The organism is Streptomyces sp. NPDC003248 (assembly GCF_055563235.1).
The window spans coordinates 441,497-457,845 of sequence record NZ_JBVHDT010000004.1; the positions used below are offsets into that span (position 1 = coordinate 441,497).

13 protein-coding genes are annotated in these 16,349 nt (G+C 74.0%); 5 read left to right on the plus strand and 8 right to left on the minus strand.

Annotated features, from left to right (window positions below; all coding sequences use genetic code 11):
- Positions 1 to 41: 41 nt before the first annotated feature.
- The 7 genes from moeZ to ACZ3KJ_RS13640 form a co-directional block, all read right to left on the minus strand.
- Positions 42 to 1,220, minus strand: a complete 1,179-nt coding sequence (gene moeZ, locus ACZ3KJ_RS13610) for an adenylyltransferase/sulfurtransferase MoeZ (protein WP_389514011.1) — start codon at positions 1,218 to 1,220, stop codon at positions 42 to 44.
- A 63-nt stretch (positions 1,221 to 1,283) separates the two neighbouring features.
- Complete coding sequence (locus ACZ3KJ_RS13615; protein ID WP_467526721.1) at positions 1,284 to 2,039, minus strand: spherulation-specific family 4 protein; 756 nt, start codon at positions 2,037 to 2,039, stop codon at positions 1,284 to 1,286.
- On the minus strand, positions 2,027 to 2,989 hold the full coding sequence (locus ACZ3KJ_RS13620; RefSeq protein WP_467526723.1) for an NAD-dependent epimerase/dehydratase family protein: 963 nt from the start codon (positions 2,987 to 2,989) through the stop codon (positions 2,027 to 2,029). Before ACZ3KJ_RS13620 ends, ACZ3KJ_RS13615 begins: the two co-directional genes overlap by 13 nt.
- A 333-nt stretch (positions 2,990 to 3,322) precedes the next feature.
- On the minus strand, positions 3,323 to 4,804 hold the full coding sequence (locus tag ACZ3KJ_RS13625) for a hypothetical protein (RefSeq protein WP_467526725.1): 1,482 nt from the start codon (positions 4,802 to 4,804) through the stop codon (positions 3,323 to 3,325).
- On the minus strand, positions 4,801 to 6,759 hold the full coding sequence (locus ACZ3KJ_RS13630) for a DUF3492 domain-containing protein (protein ID WP_467526727.1): 1,959 nt from the start codon (positions 6,757 to 6,759) through the stop codon (positions 4,801 to 4,803). Before ACZ3KJ_RS13630 ends, ACZ3KJ_RS13625 begins: the two co-directional genes overlap by 4 nt.
- 246 nt (positions 6,760 to 7,005) lie before the next feature.
- Positions 7,006 to 8,160 (minus strand): DUF3152 domain-containing protein, encoded by a 1,155-nt coding sequence (locus ACZ3KJ_RS13635; protein WP_467526729.1) that lies wholly within the window; start codon positions 8,158 to 8,160, stop codon positions 7,006 to 7,008.
- A 680-nt stretch (positions 8,161 to 8,840) separates the two neighbouring features.
- Positions 8,841 to 9,872, minus strand: a complete 1,032-nt coding sequence (locus ACZ3KJ_RS13640) for an alpha/beta fold hydrolase (RefSeq protein ID WP_467526730.1) — start codon at positions 9,870 to 9,872, stop codon at positions 8,841 to 8,843.
- A 192-nt stretch (positions 9,873 to 10,064) separates the two neighbouring features.
- Here ACZ3KJ_RS13640 and ACZ3KJ_RS13645 point away from each other — a divergent pair, with 192 nt between their 5' ends.
- From ACZ3KJ_RS13645 to ACZ3KJ_RS13660, 4 genes are all read left to right on the plus strand, one after another.
- Positions 10,065 to 10,289 (plus strand): hypothetical protein, encoded by a 225-nt coding sequence (locus ACZ3KJ_RS13645; RefSeq protein WP_467526732.1) that lies wholly within the window; start codon positions 10,065 to 10,067, stop codon positions 10,287 to 10,289.
- Between the two features lie 261 nt (positions 10,290 to 10,550).
- The gene (locus ACZ3KJ_RS13650; RefSeq protein WP_385061927.1) at positions 10,551 to 11,192 is read left to right on the plus strand and encodes a TetR/AcrR family transcriptional regulator; all 642 of its coding nucleotides are present in this window, start codon (positions 10,551 to 10,553) and stop codon (positions 11,190 to 11,192) included.
- 147 nt (positions 11,193 to 11,339) lie between these two features.
- Positions 11,340 to 11,567, plus strand: a complete 228-nt coding sequence (locus tag ACZ3KJ_RS13655) for a DUF3107 domain-containing protein (RefSeq protein ID WP_030784015.1) — start codon at positions 11,340 to 11,342, stop codon at positions 11,565 to 11,567.
- A gap of 275 nt (positions 11,568 to 11,842) precedes the next feature.
- Positions 11,843 to 12,115, plus strand: coding sequence for a hypothetical protein (locus tag ACZ3KJ_RS13660; protein WP_467526733.1), 273 nt, complete (start codon positions 11,843 to 11,845; stop codon positions 12,113 to 12,115).
- A 44-nt stretch (positions 12,116 to 12,159) separates the two neighbouring features.
- Here ACZ3KJ_RS13660 and ACZ3KJ_RS13665 read toward each other — a convergent pair whose 3' ends face one another.
- Positions 12,160 to 12,897: a ferritin-like fold-containing protein gene (locus tag ACZ3KJ_RS13665; RefSeq protein WP_467526735.1), complete on the minus strand. Its 738-nt coding sequence runs from the start codon at positions 12,895 to 12,897 to the stop codon at positions 12,160 to 12,162.
- A 521-nt stretch (positions 12,898 to 13,418) separates the two neighbouring features.
- Between ACZ3KJ_RS13665 and ACZ3KJ_RS13670 the strand changes: the two genes are divergently transcribed.
- Positions 13,419 to 16,346 carry a DEAD/DEAH box helicase gene (locus ACZ3KJ_RS13670; protein WP_467526737.1) on the plus strand — a complete coding sequence of 976 codons (2,928 nt, stop codon included), beginning with the start codon at positions 13,419 to 13,421 and terminating at the stop codon, positions 16,344 to 16,346.
- Positions 16,347 to 16,349 lie beyond the last annotated feature (3 nt).

Consider the following 16,349-nt stretch of genomic DNA (forward strand, 5'->3'; position numbering starts at 1 on the left):
GTGGTGCGCGAGACCCCCGCCGTCCGGGCAGACAGGTCGGATCAGTAGACGGGCTTGCTCGGCTCGATCTGGTTGACCCAGCCGATCACACCGCCGCCGACGTGGACCGCGTCCGCGAAGCCCGCGGACTTCAGCACCGCGAGGACTTCCGCACTGCGGACGCCCGTCTTGCAATGCAAGACGATCTTCTTGTCCTGGGGCAGGCCCTCCAGGGCGGTGCCCATGAGGAACTCGTTCTTCGGGATCAGCTTGGCGCCCGGGATGGAGACGATCTCGTACTCGTTCGGCTCGCGGACGTCGATGATCTCGATGTTCTCGCCGTCGTCGATCCACTCCTTGAGCTGCTTGGGAGTGATCGTCGCGCCGGCGGCCGCCTCCTGGGCCTCCTCGGAGACGACGCCGCAGAAGGCCTCGTAGTCGATGAGCTCGGTGACGGTCGGGTTCTCACCGCAGACCGCGCAGTTCGGGTCCTTGCGGATCTTGACCTGGCGGTACTGCATCTCCAGGGCGTCGTAGATCATCAGACGGCCGACCAGCGGCTCGCCGATACCGGCGAGGAGCTTGATGGCCTCGTTGACCTGGATGGAGCCGATGGAAGCGCACAGCACGCCCAGGACGCCGCCCTCGGCGCAGGAGGGGACCATGCCGGGGGGCGGGGGCTCCGGGTAGAGGCAGCGGTAGCAGGGGCCGTGTTCCGACCAGAAGACGGAGGCCTGACCGTCGAAGCGGTAGATCGAACCCCACACGTACGGCTTGTTCAGCAGCACGCACGCGTCGTTGACCAGGTAGCGGGTCGCGAAGTTGTCCGTGCCGTCGACGATCAGGTCGTACTGACTGAAGATGTCCATCACGTTGTCGGCCTCGAGCCGCTCTTCGTGCAGGACCACGTCGACGTACGGGTTGATGCCCTTGACGCTGTCGCGGGCGGACTCGGCCTTGGAGCGGCCGATGTCGGCCTGGCTGTGGATGATCTGGCGCTGCAGGTTCGACTCGTCGACCTCGTCGAACTCCACGATGCCCAGTGTGCCCACGCCCGCCGCGGCCAGGTACATCAGCGCCGGCGAGCCCAGGCCGCCGGCGCCGACACACAGCACCTTGGCGTTCTTCAGCCGCTTCTGCCCGTCCATCCCGACGTCGGGGATGATCAGGTGGCGGGAGTACCTGCGGACCTCGTCTACGGTGAGCTCGGAGGCGGGCTCGACCAGGGGTGGCAACGACACGGGGACTCCGTTGGTCGGTCAATCACTACGGTTGTTCTCCCCGTAACACTGCCATGGCCATCTTCATTCCGAGACACCCATTCCGATGCGCGAGACGATTTCGTCCCAGTAGCCGGGCATCGTCTCCCAGGGGTCGTGCAGGCCGCCGCGGTCGGTGCGGTCGGTGAACCAGATCGTCGCCGCGCCCTGCCAGCGGGCGATGCGCAGCGCCTCCTCCAGATGGCCGCGGGGGACGCCGTGCACGAGGTGGCAGAAGCGCTCCGGCGGATGGGCCGCGGTCCACTCGGCCACCTGCGACCACCGGTAGTCGCTCCAGGAGCCGGAGAAGGTGACGAGCTGGTCGGCGTTCTCGGCGTAGCCGGGGTACGGGTGGGTGCCGTGGCCGAGGACGAGGTGGGACGCCCGGTGGAGCGTGCGCAGCGTGCCGGTGATGCGGCGCACCCCGGGGAGGTCCGCGCGGTCCGCCGGACAACGGTCCAGGAGGAAGCCGTCGGTGTGGTACCAGTCGAGGAACCGCTGGGCCTCGGAGATCACCTCGGGGACGGCACGGGCACCGTGGGCGAGGTCGAGGCGGCCGAGGACGCGGACGCCCGCGGCGCGGAGTCGGCCGGCGGCCTCCAGGCAGTGCGGGTCGGGACGGGTGCCGGGTCCGTAGGCCACGTCGAGGACGACCCAGTGCAGGGGCCGGCCGGGACGGGCGAGTTCGCCCCACTCGGCCGGCGCGAGGAGGGGATGGGCGATGCCGGGGACGCCGATGCCGGCGCGGACGTCGGTCCCGGCGTCCGCGGTACCCGCCGGGGTGCCCGTCAGATACGACACGCCGCCTCCATCCAGATGTCGGCGAGGGACTCCTCCAGGTTGATCCGGGGCCGCCAGCCGAGCCGGTCGCGTGCGGTGCGCACGTCGGCCTGCTGCCAGCTGCCGCAGCCGTCCGGATACGGGTACGCGACGGGGGCCGCGTGGTCGGAGTCGGCGCGGGGGTGGCCGATGGCCGGCCGCAGGTGGGCGCCGGGCGGACCGTCGAGTTCATGGAGGGCGCCGCCGTATCCCGCGACGCGGGCGAGGATCCCGGCGGCGTCGCGCAGGCGGACGGCACGGCCGGAACCGATGTTGATGACGCCCTGCGCGGCGGAGAGCGAGGCGGCGTGCACGGCGCGGGCGACGTCGCGGACGTCGATGAAGTCGCGCTGGGCGCCCAGGCCGCCGAGTTTGAGTTCGCCGTCGCCGGACTGCATGGCGCGGCGCATCGCCTCGGCGAGCCGGCCGAGGGGGGAGCCGGCGGGGGTGCCGGGCCCGGCCGGGGAGAAGACGCGGAGGACGACGGCGTCCAGGCCCGAGCCCAGGACCAGTTCCGTCGCGGCGAGCTTGCTGACCCCGTACGGGCCGCCGGGGCGCGGCACGGCGTCCTCGGCGGTGGAGGAGCCGGGCTGGCTCGGGCCGTACTCGGCGCCGCAGCCGATCTGGACGAGACGGGCGCCGCAGCCACTGCGGCGCAGGGCCTCGCAGACGGTGGCGACGGCGACGGTGTTGTGCCGGGTGAGTTCACGGGCACCGCCGCGGGTGGCGCCCGCGCAGTTGACGACGACCTGGGGGTGCACCGCGTCGAGGAAGCGGGTGAGCGCGCCGGGGCTGCCGGTCGCGAGGTCGAAGCGGACGTCGGCGTCGTCACCGCGGCCGAGCGCGGTGAGCTGGACGGCCGGGTCGGCGAGCAGACGGTCGGCGACGAAGCGGCCGAGGTAACCGTTGGCTCCGATCAGCAGGGCCCTCATCGTGCGGCTCCCGGGGTGCGTACTCCGGCCGCTCCGGCCGCCCCGGTCACGTCGAGTGCTCCGGTCACTGCGGCCGCTGCGGAGGCTGCGGCTTCCGGGGCCGCGACCGCTCCGGCTGCTCCGGTGACCGCGAGGGCTCCCGCGACCGCGGGTGCCCCGGTGGCTCCGGTCGCTCCGGTCGCTCCGGATCGGGAGGTGGTCATCTCGTTTCTCCTTCGGGGGTGTTGCGTGGGCGAGGGAGCGCGTGCCGCGTGCGGTCCGTGCACGGTGGGGGCGGCACTGCGCGCGGTCGTGTCCCGGACGGCTGCCGCGGTGCGGCCGGGTGGCCGCGCGTCAGCACGGCCGCTCCGCACGGGCGTGGGCGTGGGCGGAGGCCCGGGTGAGCATGCGGGTCGCCTGGACCAGCAGGGCCAGGGCGGCCGCTCCGCAGCACAGGGCGGGAACAGCGGCCGGGCCCCAGGCGGCCAGAAGGCCGTCGACGGGGGTGGCCAGGAATCCGCAGCCGGGCAGCCGGGCCGCGAAGACGGAGGCCAGAGCGGTCCCCTCGGCGGCGCCGGCGGCCCCGAGGGCGAGCGCCGGGGCGTGCGGGAAGCCGTGCGCGGTGAGGAGGCGCGCCAGGAACAGGAGCGCACCCAGGGGGAGGACCTGCGCAAGACCGGCGGGCTCGCCGAGGGCGGCCGCGCAGAGGCCGGCGAGCGCCGCCAGCGCACACAGGAACAGCGCGAACGTGCCCAGCACCAACGGCTGTACGGAGGCGGCGAACTCCTCCAGGCCGCGACTGGCGTTCAGCCGGCGCCGGGCGCCTACGGCGAGGAGGTGGGCGCTCCAGGCGGCGGGGGCACAGGCCAGGGTGAGGGCGATCAGGGGTGCGACGGTGAGGGGCCACGGCCCGTCTGCGGCACCGGTGGGGAGGCCGTCGGGGCCGCCGTGGGCGGCGGCACGCAGGAGGCCGTCGCCGAGGGCCGCGTAAGCGAGGAGCCAGCAGGTCCAGCCGCCGGCCCGGTGCGGGCCGGGGTCCGGACGGTCCGGCGGGCTCAGCGGGCCCCGGCGGAGGGCCGCGCCCAGGGCGAGCGCCACCGCCAGAACACCCGCGGCCACGACGAACGCACGCGTCTGGCCCTGCGTGAGGCGTGCGCCCGCGACCGTCGCCGCGCACAGGGCGCCCGGCAGCAGGGTGAGGAGCGCCCAGTCGGCACGCGCCCTCGGCACCGCCTCGGGCGCTGCCGGCTGCGGTGGCATGTCGCCGTCGCGGGGCACGCGGGCGTACATCTCCTCCGCGAGGGAGAAGACGTCCCGGTGCCGGAAGCGGGCGGCGGTCCGGTCGGTGATGCCGTGGGCCTCCAGGGCGGCCGCGATCTCCAAGGGGTCGACGGCCCGTTCGCACAGTGCGCGGTGGCGGTGCATCAGGACCTTCACGGGGTCCGCGGCACCTCGACGGGCTGCGCTCGGTCCACGGGGGGCCGCAGCTTCGGGGCGAGGGGGAGAAGGCGCGTCGGCGCCCCAGCCCCGGCTCCCGGCCCGGGCACTCCCCCGCTCCTCCCCCTGACGGCGGCGGCCCTCACCGTGCCACTCACGGCGGCCCTCACCGTGCCACTCACGGCGGCCCTCACCGTGCCGCTCGCCGTGCCGCGCGCCGTGGCCCTCACCGGGGTGGGTGTCACCGCCCGCCTGCTCGCGTCCCACCGGCCGACGGCGCTCCCCCGCTTCGCCGCTCTCCCCCGAGAGCCATCCCTCCGACCGCTCGTCCCAGGCTCCTGGACTGCCCGGTGTGCCGGGCCGGTCCAGTGCACCGAAGAGTTCATCGAGGCCGCTCATCGCGCTCCCTCCCTCGTACCGCCCGACGCGACGGACGGCACCGGCGTCACCGCGGGCGCACCCGACGCACCGGACATCGGCGACGCGGCCCGGGCCGGAGAGTGGCCGGACACCGTGGAGGCGGCCCGCGCCGGCGGCGCGTCCCCTCCCCGTGCTTCCGCCAGGCGCCCGGCCCCGCACCCGGCGTGGTTCCGCGCGCGGGGTCCGGTCCAGTGGCCCGGCACCCATGCCTCCGCCGGGACGGCGAAGGGCCGGGGCTCGCCGGCCTCGTCGAGGACGATCCGACGGACCGGGCTGCGGGCGACGGTCTCCAGATAGATGCCGTGGAACGCCGCGAGATTCTGCTCGACGGTGAAGAGTTCGAGGGCGCGTGCGCGGGCGGCCGCGCCCAGGCGCGCACGGCGCTCGGGGTCGCGCAACAGCGCCACACACGCGTCCGCCAGCGCCCGCGGATTGCGCGGCGGGACGACCAGCCCCGTACCGCCGATGACCTCGACGACCGCTCCGACGTCGGTGGACACCGTCGCGCGGCCACAGAACATCGCCTCGACCAGGCCGACCGGGAAGCCCTCGACGACGCTGGAGAGAACGACGACGGCACTCGCCGCGTACGCCTCCGCGAGGCCGGGCGCCTCCGGGCCGCCGATCTCCTCGAAGGAGACGGGGTTGTCCCCGACGGCGTGCGGTCCGTCCGCCTCGTCGGGGAAGAGCTGCGCGGCCAGCATCCGGCAGTGGCCGAGGTACGCGGGCCCCTCGGGCCCGGCCGGCGCTCCGATGATCCGGAGTCTGGTCCCGGGCTCCTCCTTGTGGACCTGCGCGAAGGCGTGCAGCAGGGACACCAGGTCCTTGGCCGGTTCCACACGGCCGACCCAGACGAGGGTGCGCGGGTCGGCGCCGTCCGGGAAGTCGCCGGCCTCGGCGAAGCGGGCGGCCTCCATGCCGGGGTAGACGGTGCGCAGCGCGGTCCGGTCGGCCCCGCACCGCTCCTGCCAGCGCCGGGCGTGCGCGTTGCCTGAGGTCACACAGGCCGCCTGCCGGTACACCTCGGCGGCGAGCCGGCCGTGGAGGGCGGCGAGCAGCGCGCGGACGGCGGGGGTCGGCTCGGCGGACGGGCCGGCCGGCGACGAGGCCGCCGCGGAGCCCGTGGCGTGCGATCCGGTACCGGATCCGAGGTAGTGGGTCCGTAACCGCACGCCGTACTCCGTGACCACCAGGGGGATTCCGAAGAAGTGCCGTGCGACGAGCCCCGGCAGGGCCGCGGCGCCGCCCGACGTCGCATGGCACAGGTCCACGGAGCCGAGACCGTCGGCGCCGTGGTCCTCGTACCAGTCGAGCGAGAGGGGGCGCAGGAGGCGTTCCAGGTGTGCGGCGAAGGCGAGCAGATCGGGTACGCGCGCCTCGCGCGCCGTGCGCAGCGCGCCGGGCGCACGGCAGGCGCGTTCCAGCGTCCGTACGGCGCCTTCCGAGCGGAGGGCGCCGACCAGTCCGCCCTCGTCGCGGGCGAGATCGGCGAGTCCGTACAGGGCACTGCCGAAACGGTCCGCCTGAGAAGCGAGACGCTCCTCCGAGGCGTCCGTGACCCCTGTGGTCCCCATGGCGCCTGTGACCGGTGTGGCATGCGTGACCCGTGTGACGCTTGTGCCGTTCGAGGCGTCGACGGGGCTTCCCTCGCACAGGACGGTCACCAGTTCGCCGTAGCACTCGGTGAAGCGCCGGCGCGCGCGGCGGCCGTGCGCCGCTCCGTCGTTCCGCGCCCTCCACAGTGGCGCGGTGTGCACCCGGCCGACGTTCGGCGGCAGTCCGACCCGGCCGGTGGCCTCCTGGCGCTCGCTGCGGCTGAGCGCGTAGAGGTCGAACTCGTGCTGCCGGAGCCCGCGTACGAGCCGGTCGCACCAGAGTCCGGCGTCACCGCTCACATACGGATAGCCGCCCTCCGTCAGCAGTCCGATGCGCACGTGTGCACCCCCGATCTCCCGTTTGGTGAGCCGCCGTTGACCCGGCGGCTCGCAGCGGGAAGAACGTATGCGGACAAGGCGGTGGTACGACGGACGGTTGTCCGTCGCACCACCAAAAGGGGTGAACGGTCGTAACTTTCCCGGACGGGCCGCGTTTCGTCGCGCTAAGAGATCACGCGCATGCACAACGTGACACCACCGGTCCGGCCGGGCGGACGCCGACCGGGACGGCGGGCGGCCCGTGCGTCAGCTCTCGGGGTAGGGCCAGGCGTTCGGCAGACAGCGGATCCCGTCGTGCTCGAGGAATTTCGTCTGCTGCTGCATGACCGGCGCGAGGTCCCCGTCCTTGTCGCAGGTGACATGGCCGTAGCCGAGCCGGTGGCCGACCTCGTGGTTGATGAGCATCTGCCGGTAGGAGTGCATGGCGTCGCCGTAGGTCTCGGACCCCTGCGCCCAGCGGTAGGCGTTGATCATCACTCGCTGGGTGGCGGCCGAGTCGCAGGACACGTTGTCCACGGTGGTGTCCAGGCCCGATCTGGCGCACCAGTCGGCGGTGGTGCCGGGGCTGGCGAGCGTGATGACGAAGTCGGGGTCGCCCGAGTAGATCCGCTCGAAGGTGCGCGCGCCGTTGTGCGCCCAGCTGCGGTCGTCGTTCAGCGTCGTCTGCACGGCCTGCGCGAAGAGTTCGGCGTCGAGCCCCAGTCCCTCCTCGACGTCCACGCGGTAGGTGTACTTCTGCCCCGTGCCGGGCGCCTTGTCGACACCCGGCACCGCCTCGAACGTCCCCGGCCCTTCGAGCGTGGCGCTGATCTCGTACTTCCGGGCCATCTTCTGCTCGTACGTCAGCGGTGCCGCCGCGGCCGACGCGGAGGGGCTCGGCCGGTCGTCCGCACGCCCGGAGGAGTCGCTGACGTCGCGGCCGGCCTGGTCGGCCGCGGACTGCGACTGGACGGAGTCCCCGTCCCCGCCCCCGCGCGAGTCGGCGACCTGCCCGGCCACCACGACGGCCAGCACGGTGGTGACGGCGGCGGCCGCGACCCCGGTGAACGCCCGCCCCCTGCCGCCCTTCGCGGCGGGCTCGGGCTCACCGGTGGGCGGCGCTCCGTCGGCGGCGCCGGGCGGGCGGCGGACCGCGTCCGGGCCCGCGACGGAGGCGGACACGCCGAGGCGGCCCCGGGGGTCGTCCGGGTCCAGTGAGCCGCGGGGATCCCGGCGTCCGTCCTGGCCCTGACGGCCGTCCGGATCGAGGGGGCCGGCGGTGTCGTACGGGTCCCTGACGCGCGCGGACGCGGCGACGGACACGGGCTTGCGACGTGCGAAGACGTCCTCGTCCTCGGCGAAGGCGTCGAGGTACTCCTGGCGCGGCCCGCCCGAGGCCGCCGGCCGCTGACGGGGGATCACGGGCCCGGCACCACCGGCCGTACGCCCACCCGACTCGCCCCGGCCTCCGCCGGTCTCACGCTGCTGCGGGTGACCGCCACGGACCCTCGGCACGCCACCGGCGGGCGTGCCATCGGAAAATCTCGGCGTGCCACGAGCGGGCGTGCCATCGGACAGGCTCGGCACGCCACCGGCGGGCGTGCCGTCGGGAAACCTCGGCATGCCACGGGCGGGCGTGCCATCGGAAAGCCTCGGCGTGCCACGAGCGGGCGTGCCGTCGGCGAGGCCGGGGGTGCCGTGGGCCGGCGTCCCGTCGGGGAGCCTCGACGCACCCCGGGCCGGCGGCCCGCCGGGGACCCGGGGCACACCACCGGCCGGAGTGCCCTGAGCGACCCGGGGCACACCACCGGCGGGCATGCCGTCCGGAAACCGCGGCGTGCCGTACGCCGGCGTGCCGTCGGGAATCCGCGGCCTGCCCTGTACCGGCGTGCCGTCGACGGACCGGCCCGCAGTTCCCGGACCACGACCGTCCTGACCCTCCCGACCCTCCCGATCGCCCTGATCACCCCGACCGTCCCGCGCCGCGTCCCCGGTCCGGGCTCCCGGTGCCGGTGCCGGCGGAGATGAGGCTCCCCCCGAACCGCTCTGCGACGCGCTCTTGGGCGCGGGCCCCCGTCGGCTGTGGCGTCCCACGACCCCCCTCAGCTCCCCGCGTCCGCGGACCGGCCGGTCCGCTCGGACAACGCTTCACGGTCCCGGCCGGTTCCCGGACGGACCTTCGGGCCGCTCTCCGCCAGCAGTTCCTTGAACGCCGTCGCCACCGTCTCCGGGTACTCCATCATCGCCACGTGCCCGGCGTCCGGCAGCGTGAGCAGACGGGAGTCGCGGAACGCCCGTGCGGCCCGCTGGGCCATGCGGAAGCCGACGAGTTGGTCGCGCCCGCCGTAGACGAGGAGGGTGGGGGCCAGGACGCGTTCGGCCTGGCGCCACAGTCCGTGCTGACCGCCCAGGGTGTAGGCGCTGACCAGCCCGCGCGCGGAACGTGTCATCGCGTCCCAGAAGTACGGCAGCCGCAGGCGCCGCTCCATCTCCTCCACGGCGTGGCGGAACGCCTCCGGCGAGACCCGCCCGGGGTCGCCGTAGCACAGGGCGGTGACGCCACGGACACGCTGCTCGGCCGTCCACGCGCGGGTGAACCGGTTGAAGAGCGCGGCCACCCCGGGCAGGCCGAGCAGTCCCGTCGGCACCGCGGTGCGCTGCACACGCAGCTCCGGCAGGGCGGGCGAGACGAGCGTGAGCGTGCGGACGAGGTCGGGGCGGACCGCGGCGACGCGTGTGGAGACCGCGCCGCCGAGGGAGTTGCCGAAGAGGTGCACGGGCCCGCGCTCGGACGCGTCGAGGTAGCGGATGACGGCACGCGCGTGTGCCGTGACGGAGTAGTCGCCGTCGTCCGGCGGCGGCGAGTCGCCGAAGCCGGGCAGGTCGACGGCCTCGCTGTCGACGACCCCGTCGAGCAGCGCCATCAGCGCGGACCAGTTCTGCGAGGAACCGCCCAACCCGTGCACGTACAGCGCCGGTTCGAGCCCCTCGCGCGCGGGCGGCCTGCTGCGGATCTTCAGGGTGACGCCCGGCAGTCCGACCGACCGGAGCCGCTCACCTTCGGCGATCCGGACGGACGCGGCCTCCGGCAGCACGTCGGTGGGCGGCACGGACGGCAGCTCGGTCGAAGACATGCGGCAATGTTACGAGGTGATCACGTCGGGACCCGTGTGTTCGGCGTCACAGCTGCGGGGCCGGTCCGGATGGCCGCACGGATCGCGGGCACATCGCATAGCGTCCGAAAAGGGTGTCTCCTAGGCTCGTACAGAGGGCACCCGCGTGTGGCCCCTGCATCTTCAGGGACGTTCGTAGGAAGGGAGCCCGCCATGGCCATCGACCCCATCGACCCCACCGATCCCGAGACGTTCACGGAGGACGACGCGGCGGAGTTCGACGTCGAGGCCCCGGAGAACGACGCCGCCCAGCAGCACACGGACCTCGCACCGGAGCGCGACGACCCCTTGGAGGGCGTGGACCCCGGCCGGGCGAACGAGGCCGACCTCGTCGAACAGGCCCGGGTCGTCTCGCTCGACGAGGACGACTACCGCTGACGGGACGGTGACCTGGGGCAGGGGACCGAGTGACAGGGAGGCGGAGCCGGGGACCGACGGCCACCCACGGCCGCGTCGGCCTGCGCCGACCTGGGACGGGGCCGCATTATGCCCATAACGCCCCGCTTTGAAACCTTGCGTACGGCTTTTGTCACCGTCCGGTCCGTGAAATTCTGCGCTCGCACCGCGCACAGCACGGTTACCGAAAAGTACGATGGCGGCGCGGCGGCACACCGCAAGAGGACGACTTTGGGAGGCGGCGTGACAGCCATCGAGCAAACTGAGGCGGCGCGCCCGCGAGGCACGCGCCTGCCGCGCCGTGCCCGACGGAACCAGCTGCTGGGCGCCGCCCAGGAAGTCTTTGTCGCACAGGGCTACCACGCGGCCGCGATGGACGACATCGCCGAGCGCGCCGGTGTCAGCAAGCCGGTGCTCTACCAGCACTTCCCGGGCAAGCTCGATCTCTACCTCGCCCTGCTGGACCAGCACTGCGAGTCGCTCATCCAGGCGGTCCGCAGCGCGCTGGCGTCGACCACGGACAACAAGCAGCGCGTCCGCGCGACGATGGACGCCTACTTCGCGTACGTCGAGGACGACGGAGGAGCCTTCCGGCTGGTCTTCGAGTCGGACCTGACGAACGAGCCCGCGGTGCGCGAACGCGTCGACAAGGTCACCAACGAGTGCGCCGAGGCGATCTGCGACGTGATCGCCGAGGACACCGGTCTCTCGCGCGCGGAGTCGATGCTGCTGGCCTCGGGTCTCGGCGGGCTCGCCCAGGTGGTGGCCCGCTCCTGGCTGCACAGCGACCGCAGCGTCCCGCGTGACCAGGCGGTGCAGCTGCTGGCCTCGCTGGCCTGGCGCGGCATCGCCGGTTTCCCGCTGCACGGCACCGATCAGCACTGAGCCGTTCCCGCGTGTCGGCCGTTTGTTCCCGCCCGCTGTTCGCTCGTGGCGTGGACGGCCATGCCGTGTCCGTCCCCTCACCGGGCTAATGTGTGCAGCGTACGGCGCGGACGCCCGCGCACCACTGACCGTCGGAGGGACATAGCCGTGGAGGTCAAGATCGGCGTGCAGCACGCGCCCCGCGAGATCGTTCTGGAGAGCGGTCAGACTCCCGAGGAGGTCGAGCGGGTAGTGGCCGAGGCCCTGGCCGGAAAGTCGCAGCTGCTCAGCCTCGTGGACCAGCACGGCCGCAAGGTCCTGGTCCCGGCGGACCGCCTGGCCTACGTCGAGCTGGGCGAGCCGGCCCCGCGCAAGGTGGGTTTCGGCGCGCTGTAGGCACATACGCGAGAAGGGGCCCGGCGACCATGCGGTCGCCGGGCCCCTTCTCGTCTCCGCTCCTGAGCGCGCCGCTCCGCCCCGCGCTCCTCTTCGCCCCTCTCCGGCCCGTCACCGGCACCCGCCCGCCGGGCCCGGCCGCTTCCTCCGTACACCCGTCCGGCCCTCCACAGATGGAGCACATCTCGGCCACAGGGGAGGATTGCATTCCGCAGGTCACGGGTAAGACCGGCTACGACCTCGATGCACAGCCAGGCCGTCTCGGAGGGACCCGCATGATTCTGGAAGCGCTCAGCTCCGCTGTGCTCGGTCTGGTGCTCGCGTGGGCGGCGGTCCACCGCCTGTCCCACCGGCTGCCGGCGCCCACCCTGGTCTTCGCGACGGGCGTCGCCGGAGCGCTCTTCGGCGACTTCGTCACCCACAGCGCGCTGGGCCCCGGCTCCGCGCCGGTGAGCCTCATCGGCGCGGCGGTCGTCTCCGCCGCCTCGCTCTCCCTGCTGCTGCGTCCCGCGGGCCGCCGGCTCCGCCGACGATCAGCGACGGCCTAGGGCCAAGCGTCGGCGGAGCGGAAGCGGCGGCGAGCGAACGCCGGCTAGGCCGCGAGGCCCAGAGCGGCCATCCGCTTGGTGTGCGCCTCGGTGATCCGGGAGAACATCCTGCCGACCTCCGCGAGGTCGAAGCCGTCCGCGACACCGCCCACCAGCATCGTCGACAGCGCGTCGCGGTCCGCGACCACCCGCTGGGACTGCGACAGGGCCTCGCCCATCAGCCGCCGCGCCCACAGGGCGAGACGTCCGCCCACGCGCGGGTCGGCGTCGATCGCCGCACGCACCCGGTCCACGGCGAATCCCGCGTGCCCGGTGTCGTCGAGCACGGCCAGCACCAGCGCGCGGGTGTCGGAGTCCAGGCGCGCGGCGACCTCCCGGTAGAAGTCGCTGGCGATCGAGTCGCCGACGTAGGCCTTGACGAGGCCCTCGAGCCAGTCCGAGGGGGCCGTCTGCCGGTGGAAGCCGTCGAGCGCGGCGACGAACGGCTCCATCGCGCTCGTCGGCTCCTGGCCGATCTCCGCGAGCCGGTCGCGCAGCCGCTCGAAGTGGTGGAACTCGGCCGACGCCATCTTCGCCAGCTCCGCCTTGTCCTCCAGCGAGGGCGCCAGCTTGGCGTCCTCGGCGAGCCGTTCGAACGCCGCCAGCTCGCCGTACGCGAGCGCGCCGAGCAGGTCCACGACCGCGGCGCGGTACTGGGGATCCGCGGAGGCGCTCGCCCAGTCCTGGGCTGCGATACCGGTGGCGGCGTTCTCGGGCTTGTCAGAGGTCGTCATGAAGCGCACAATAGCTCGCCCGTCGCGTACGGGAAGGCCCTGGTCGGACAGTGCCGCCACGACGCTCCGAGGACCGGGCCCGTCGGTGTGACAACCACAACGTGACCGAATCGGCCATCGCATGTGCGCGAATCCGGGGTATGGTGGTAATGCGCCTGCTGAGTACGTTGACGTATCTCGACGGGCCGCACGTATGAGGATGCCCGGTCGGTGGCCCGATCGGCTCCGACCCGACAGCCCTACCGGCTCGTACGGCACATCGCGTACGGCGACCGGAGGGAACCCCTCAGCGGTACGAGCGCTAGAGCGTCGGCAGTGGTCCCGTGCCATACGGCTTGCCCCAGCGGTATGCCCGTAAGGCAGCCGACGTCCCCGGCACGGTCCGTCAAAGACCCCCCGCGCTCGCCTCGCACCGCGCACACAGAAGAGGCAGCACCCTGACTACGACGTTCCGACAGCTCGGAATCCTCCCCGAGACCGCCGAAGCCCTCGAGGCCGTCGGCATCATCACCCCCTTCCCCATCCAGGAGATGACGCTCCCCGTGGCCCTGTCGGGCACGGACGTCATCGGCCAGGCCAAGACCGGCACCGGCAAGACGCTCGGCTTCGGCCTCCCCCTCCTCGAGCGGGTCACCGTCCCCGCGGACGTCGAGGCGGGCCGCGCCCGTCCCGAGGACCTCACCGACGCCCCGCAGGCGCTCGTCGTCGTCCCCACGCGCGAGCTGTGCACCCAGGTCACCAACGACCTGCTGACCGCGGGCAAGGTGCGCAACGTGCGCGTCCTCGCGATCTACGGCGGCCGTGCGTACGAGCCGCAGGTCGAGGCCCTGAAGAAGGGCGTCGACGTGGTCGTCGGCACCCCCGGCCGCCTGCTGGACCTCGCGGGCCAGAAGAAGCTGAACCTGAAGCACATCAAGTCCCTCGTCCTCGACGAGGCCGACGAGATGCTGGACCTGGGCTTCCTGCCCGACGTCGAGAAGATCATCGACATGCTGCCGGCGAAGCGGCAGACCATGCTGTTCTCGGCGACCATGCCGGGCGCGGTCATCGGCCTCGCGCGCCGCTACATGTCGCAGCCCACGCACATCCGCGCCACCGCGCCGGACGACGAGGGCGCGACGGTCGCCAACATCAAGCAGTTCGTCTACCGCGCGCACTCCATGGACAAGCCGGAGATGGTCGCCCGCATGCTGCAGGCCGACGGCCGCGGACTCGCGATGATCTTCTGCCGCACGAAGCGGACGGCCGCCGACATCGCCGAGCAGCTCCAGCGCCGCGGCTTCGCCTCCGGCGCGGTCCACGGCGACCTCGGCCAGGGCGCCCGCGAACAGGCGCTGCGCGCTTTCCGCAACGGCAAGGTCGACGTGCTCGTCTGCACCGACGTCGCCGCCCGCGGCATCGACGTCGAGGGCGTCACCCACGTCGTCAACTACCAGTCCCCCGAGGACGAGAAGACGTACCTGCACCGCGTCGGCCGTACGGGCCGCGCGGGTGCGAAGGGCACGGCGATCACGCTCGTCGACTGGGACGACATCCCGCGCTGGCAGCTGATCAACAAGGCGCTGGAGCTCGACTTCGCCGACCCGCCGGAGACGTACTCCACGTCCCCGCACCTCTTCGAGGACCTGGGCATCCCCGCCGGCACCAAGGGTGTCCTGCCCCGTTCGGAGCGCACCCGCGCCGGGCTCGACGCGGAGGAGCTGGAGGACCTGGGCGAGCCGGGTGGCCGTGGTGGACGCGGTCGCGGTGACCGCCGCGGCGGCGGCCGGGACGAGTCCCGCTCCGCCGACCACGAGCGCCCCGCGCGGACGCCGCGCCGCCGACGCCGTACCCGGGGCGGGTCCTCGCTCGACGCGACGCCGACTGCCGCTCCCGCTCCCGCCGTCGAGCAGACCCCGGTGGCGGAGGACGCGGCTCCCTCGCGCACTCCGCGCCGTCGCCGCCGTATGCGCGGCGGTGCCGCGCAGGAGGCCGTCAACACCGCACCGGCCGTGACCGTCACCGCCCCCGCACCCGAGGCCGCGGAAGCGGCCGTCACGACGGCGGAGAGCCCGGCCCTGGGCACTCCGGAGACGCCGACGAAGCCGAGGCGCCGCCGCACCCGTCGCGGGGCGGACGCCCCGGCCGGAACGGCCGTCGAGACACCGGCGGAGACGGTCGTCGAGCCCACGGCGGAGACGGTCGCGCAGGCTGCGGTGGCCACGGCCGCCGAGGCCGCCGTCGACTCGGCGCAGGCCGTGGAGACCGTGCAGCCTCTAGAGGCCGTGCAGGCTGTGCAGGCCGTGCAGGCTGTGGAGGCCGTGGAGGCCAAGCCGCGCCGCCGCACCCGCAAGACCGCTGCCGCGGCCCCGGCCGAGGCCGCCGTCGCGACGGTCGACACGGCCGAGGCCGCGGAGGCGGCCCCCGAGGCCAAGCCGCGCCGCACCCGCAAGACCGCGGCGACCGCCCCGACCGAGGCACCCGCCGGGACCGCCGACGCCGTCGCGGCCGTCGACACCGCCGAAGGCACCGAGGCCAAGCCCCGCCGCCGCACCACCCGCAAGGCCACCCAGCCGGAACCGGCCACCACCGCCGGCATCCCGGCCCAGGCCACCGCGGAACCGGAGCCCAAGCCCCGCCGCACCCGCAAGACCGCCGCCGCCACCACGACGACGACGGACAGCGCGACGACCGCCGAGGAGACGCCGGCGACGGCGGAGCCCGCGGTGGCGAAGCCCCGCCGCACGCGCAAGGCGACGGCGACGGCGGAAGCCGCCGTCGACACGGCCGAGGCTGTCGACACGGCCGAGGCTACGGTGGCCAAGCCGCGCCGCACCCGGAAGGCCGCCGCGAGCACCGAAGCTCCGGAGGTCGCCCCGGACGCGGCCGAGGCCAAGCCGCGTCGTACGCGTAAGGCGGCCGCTGCGACCGACACGGCCGAAGCGGCCGAAGCGGCCGAAGCGGCGGTCGACACGGCCGAAGCCACCGAGGCCAAGCCGCGCCGCACGCGGAAGACGGCGGCGAAGGCCGAGACCACGGCCGACACGGCCGAGACCGTCGAGGCCAAGCCGCGCCGCACGCGGAAGACGGCGGCGAAGGCCGAGAGCCCGGCTGACGCCGTGGAGGCGGCCCCCGAGGCCAAGCCGCGCCGCACCCGCAAGACCGCGGCCGCCGCCCCGACCGAGGCACCCGCCGGGACCGCCGACGCCGTCGCGGCCGTCGACACCGCCGAAGGCACCGAGGCCAAGCCCCGCCGCCGCACCACCCGCAAGGCCACCCAGCCGGAACCGGCCACCACCGCCGGCATCCCGGCCCAGGCCACCGCGGAACCGGAGCCCAAGCCCCGCCGCACCCGCAAGACCGCCGCCACCACGACGGTCGACACCACCTCGGGCACGGCCGACACGGCCGAAGCGAAGCCGAGGGCACGCCGCACCACCCGCAAGGCGACGGTCCCCGCGGAGCCCGCGGACGGCTGATCG

Bases quoted from the DNA above. Each gene is read 5' to 3' on its own strand.
- ACZ3KJ_RS13620 (WP_467526723.1), bottom strand. From the start codon at position 2,989: ATGAGGGCCCTGCTGATCGGAGCCAACGGTTACCTCGGCCGCTTCGTC.
- ACZ3KJ_RS13625 (WP_467526725.1), bottom strand. From the start codon at position 4,804: ATGAGCGGCCTCGATGAACTCTTCGGTGCACTGGACCGGCCCGGCACA.
- ACZ3KJ_RS13640 (WP_467526730.1), bottom strand. From the start codon at position 9,872: ATGTCTTCGACCGAGCTGCCGTCCGTGCCGCCCACCGACGTGCTGCCG.
- ACZ3KJ_RS13645 (WP_467526732.1), top strand. From the start codon at position 10,065: ATGGCCATCGACCCCATCGACCCCACCGATCCCGAGACGTTCACGGAG.
- ACZ3KJ_RS13660 (WP_467526733.1), top strand. From the start codon at position 11,843: ATGATTCTGGAAGCGCTCAGCTCCGCTGTGCTCGGTCTGGTGCTCGCG.
- ACZ3KJ_RS13670 (WP_467526737.1), top strand. From the start codon at position 13,419: ATGACGCTCCCCGTGGCCCTGTCGGGCACGGACGTCATCGGCCAGGCC.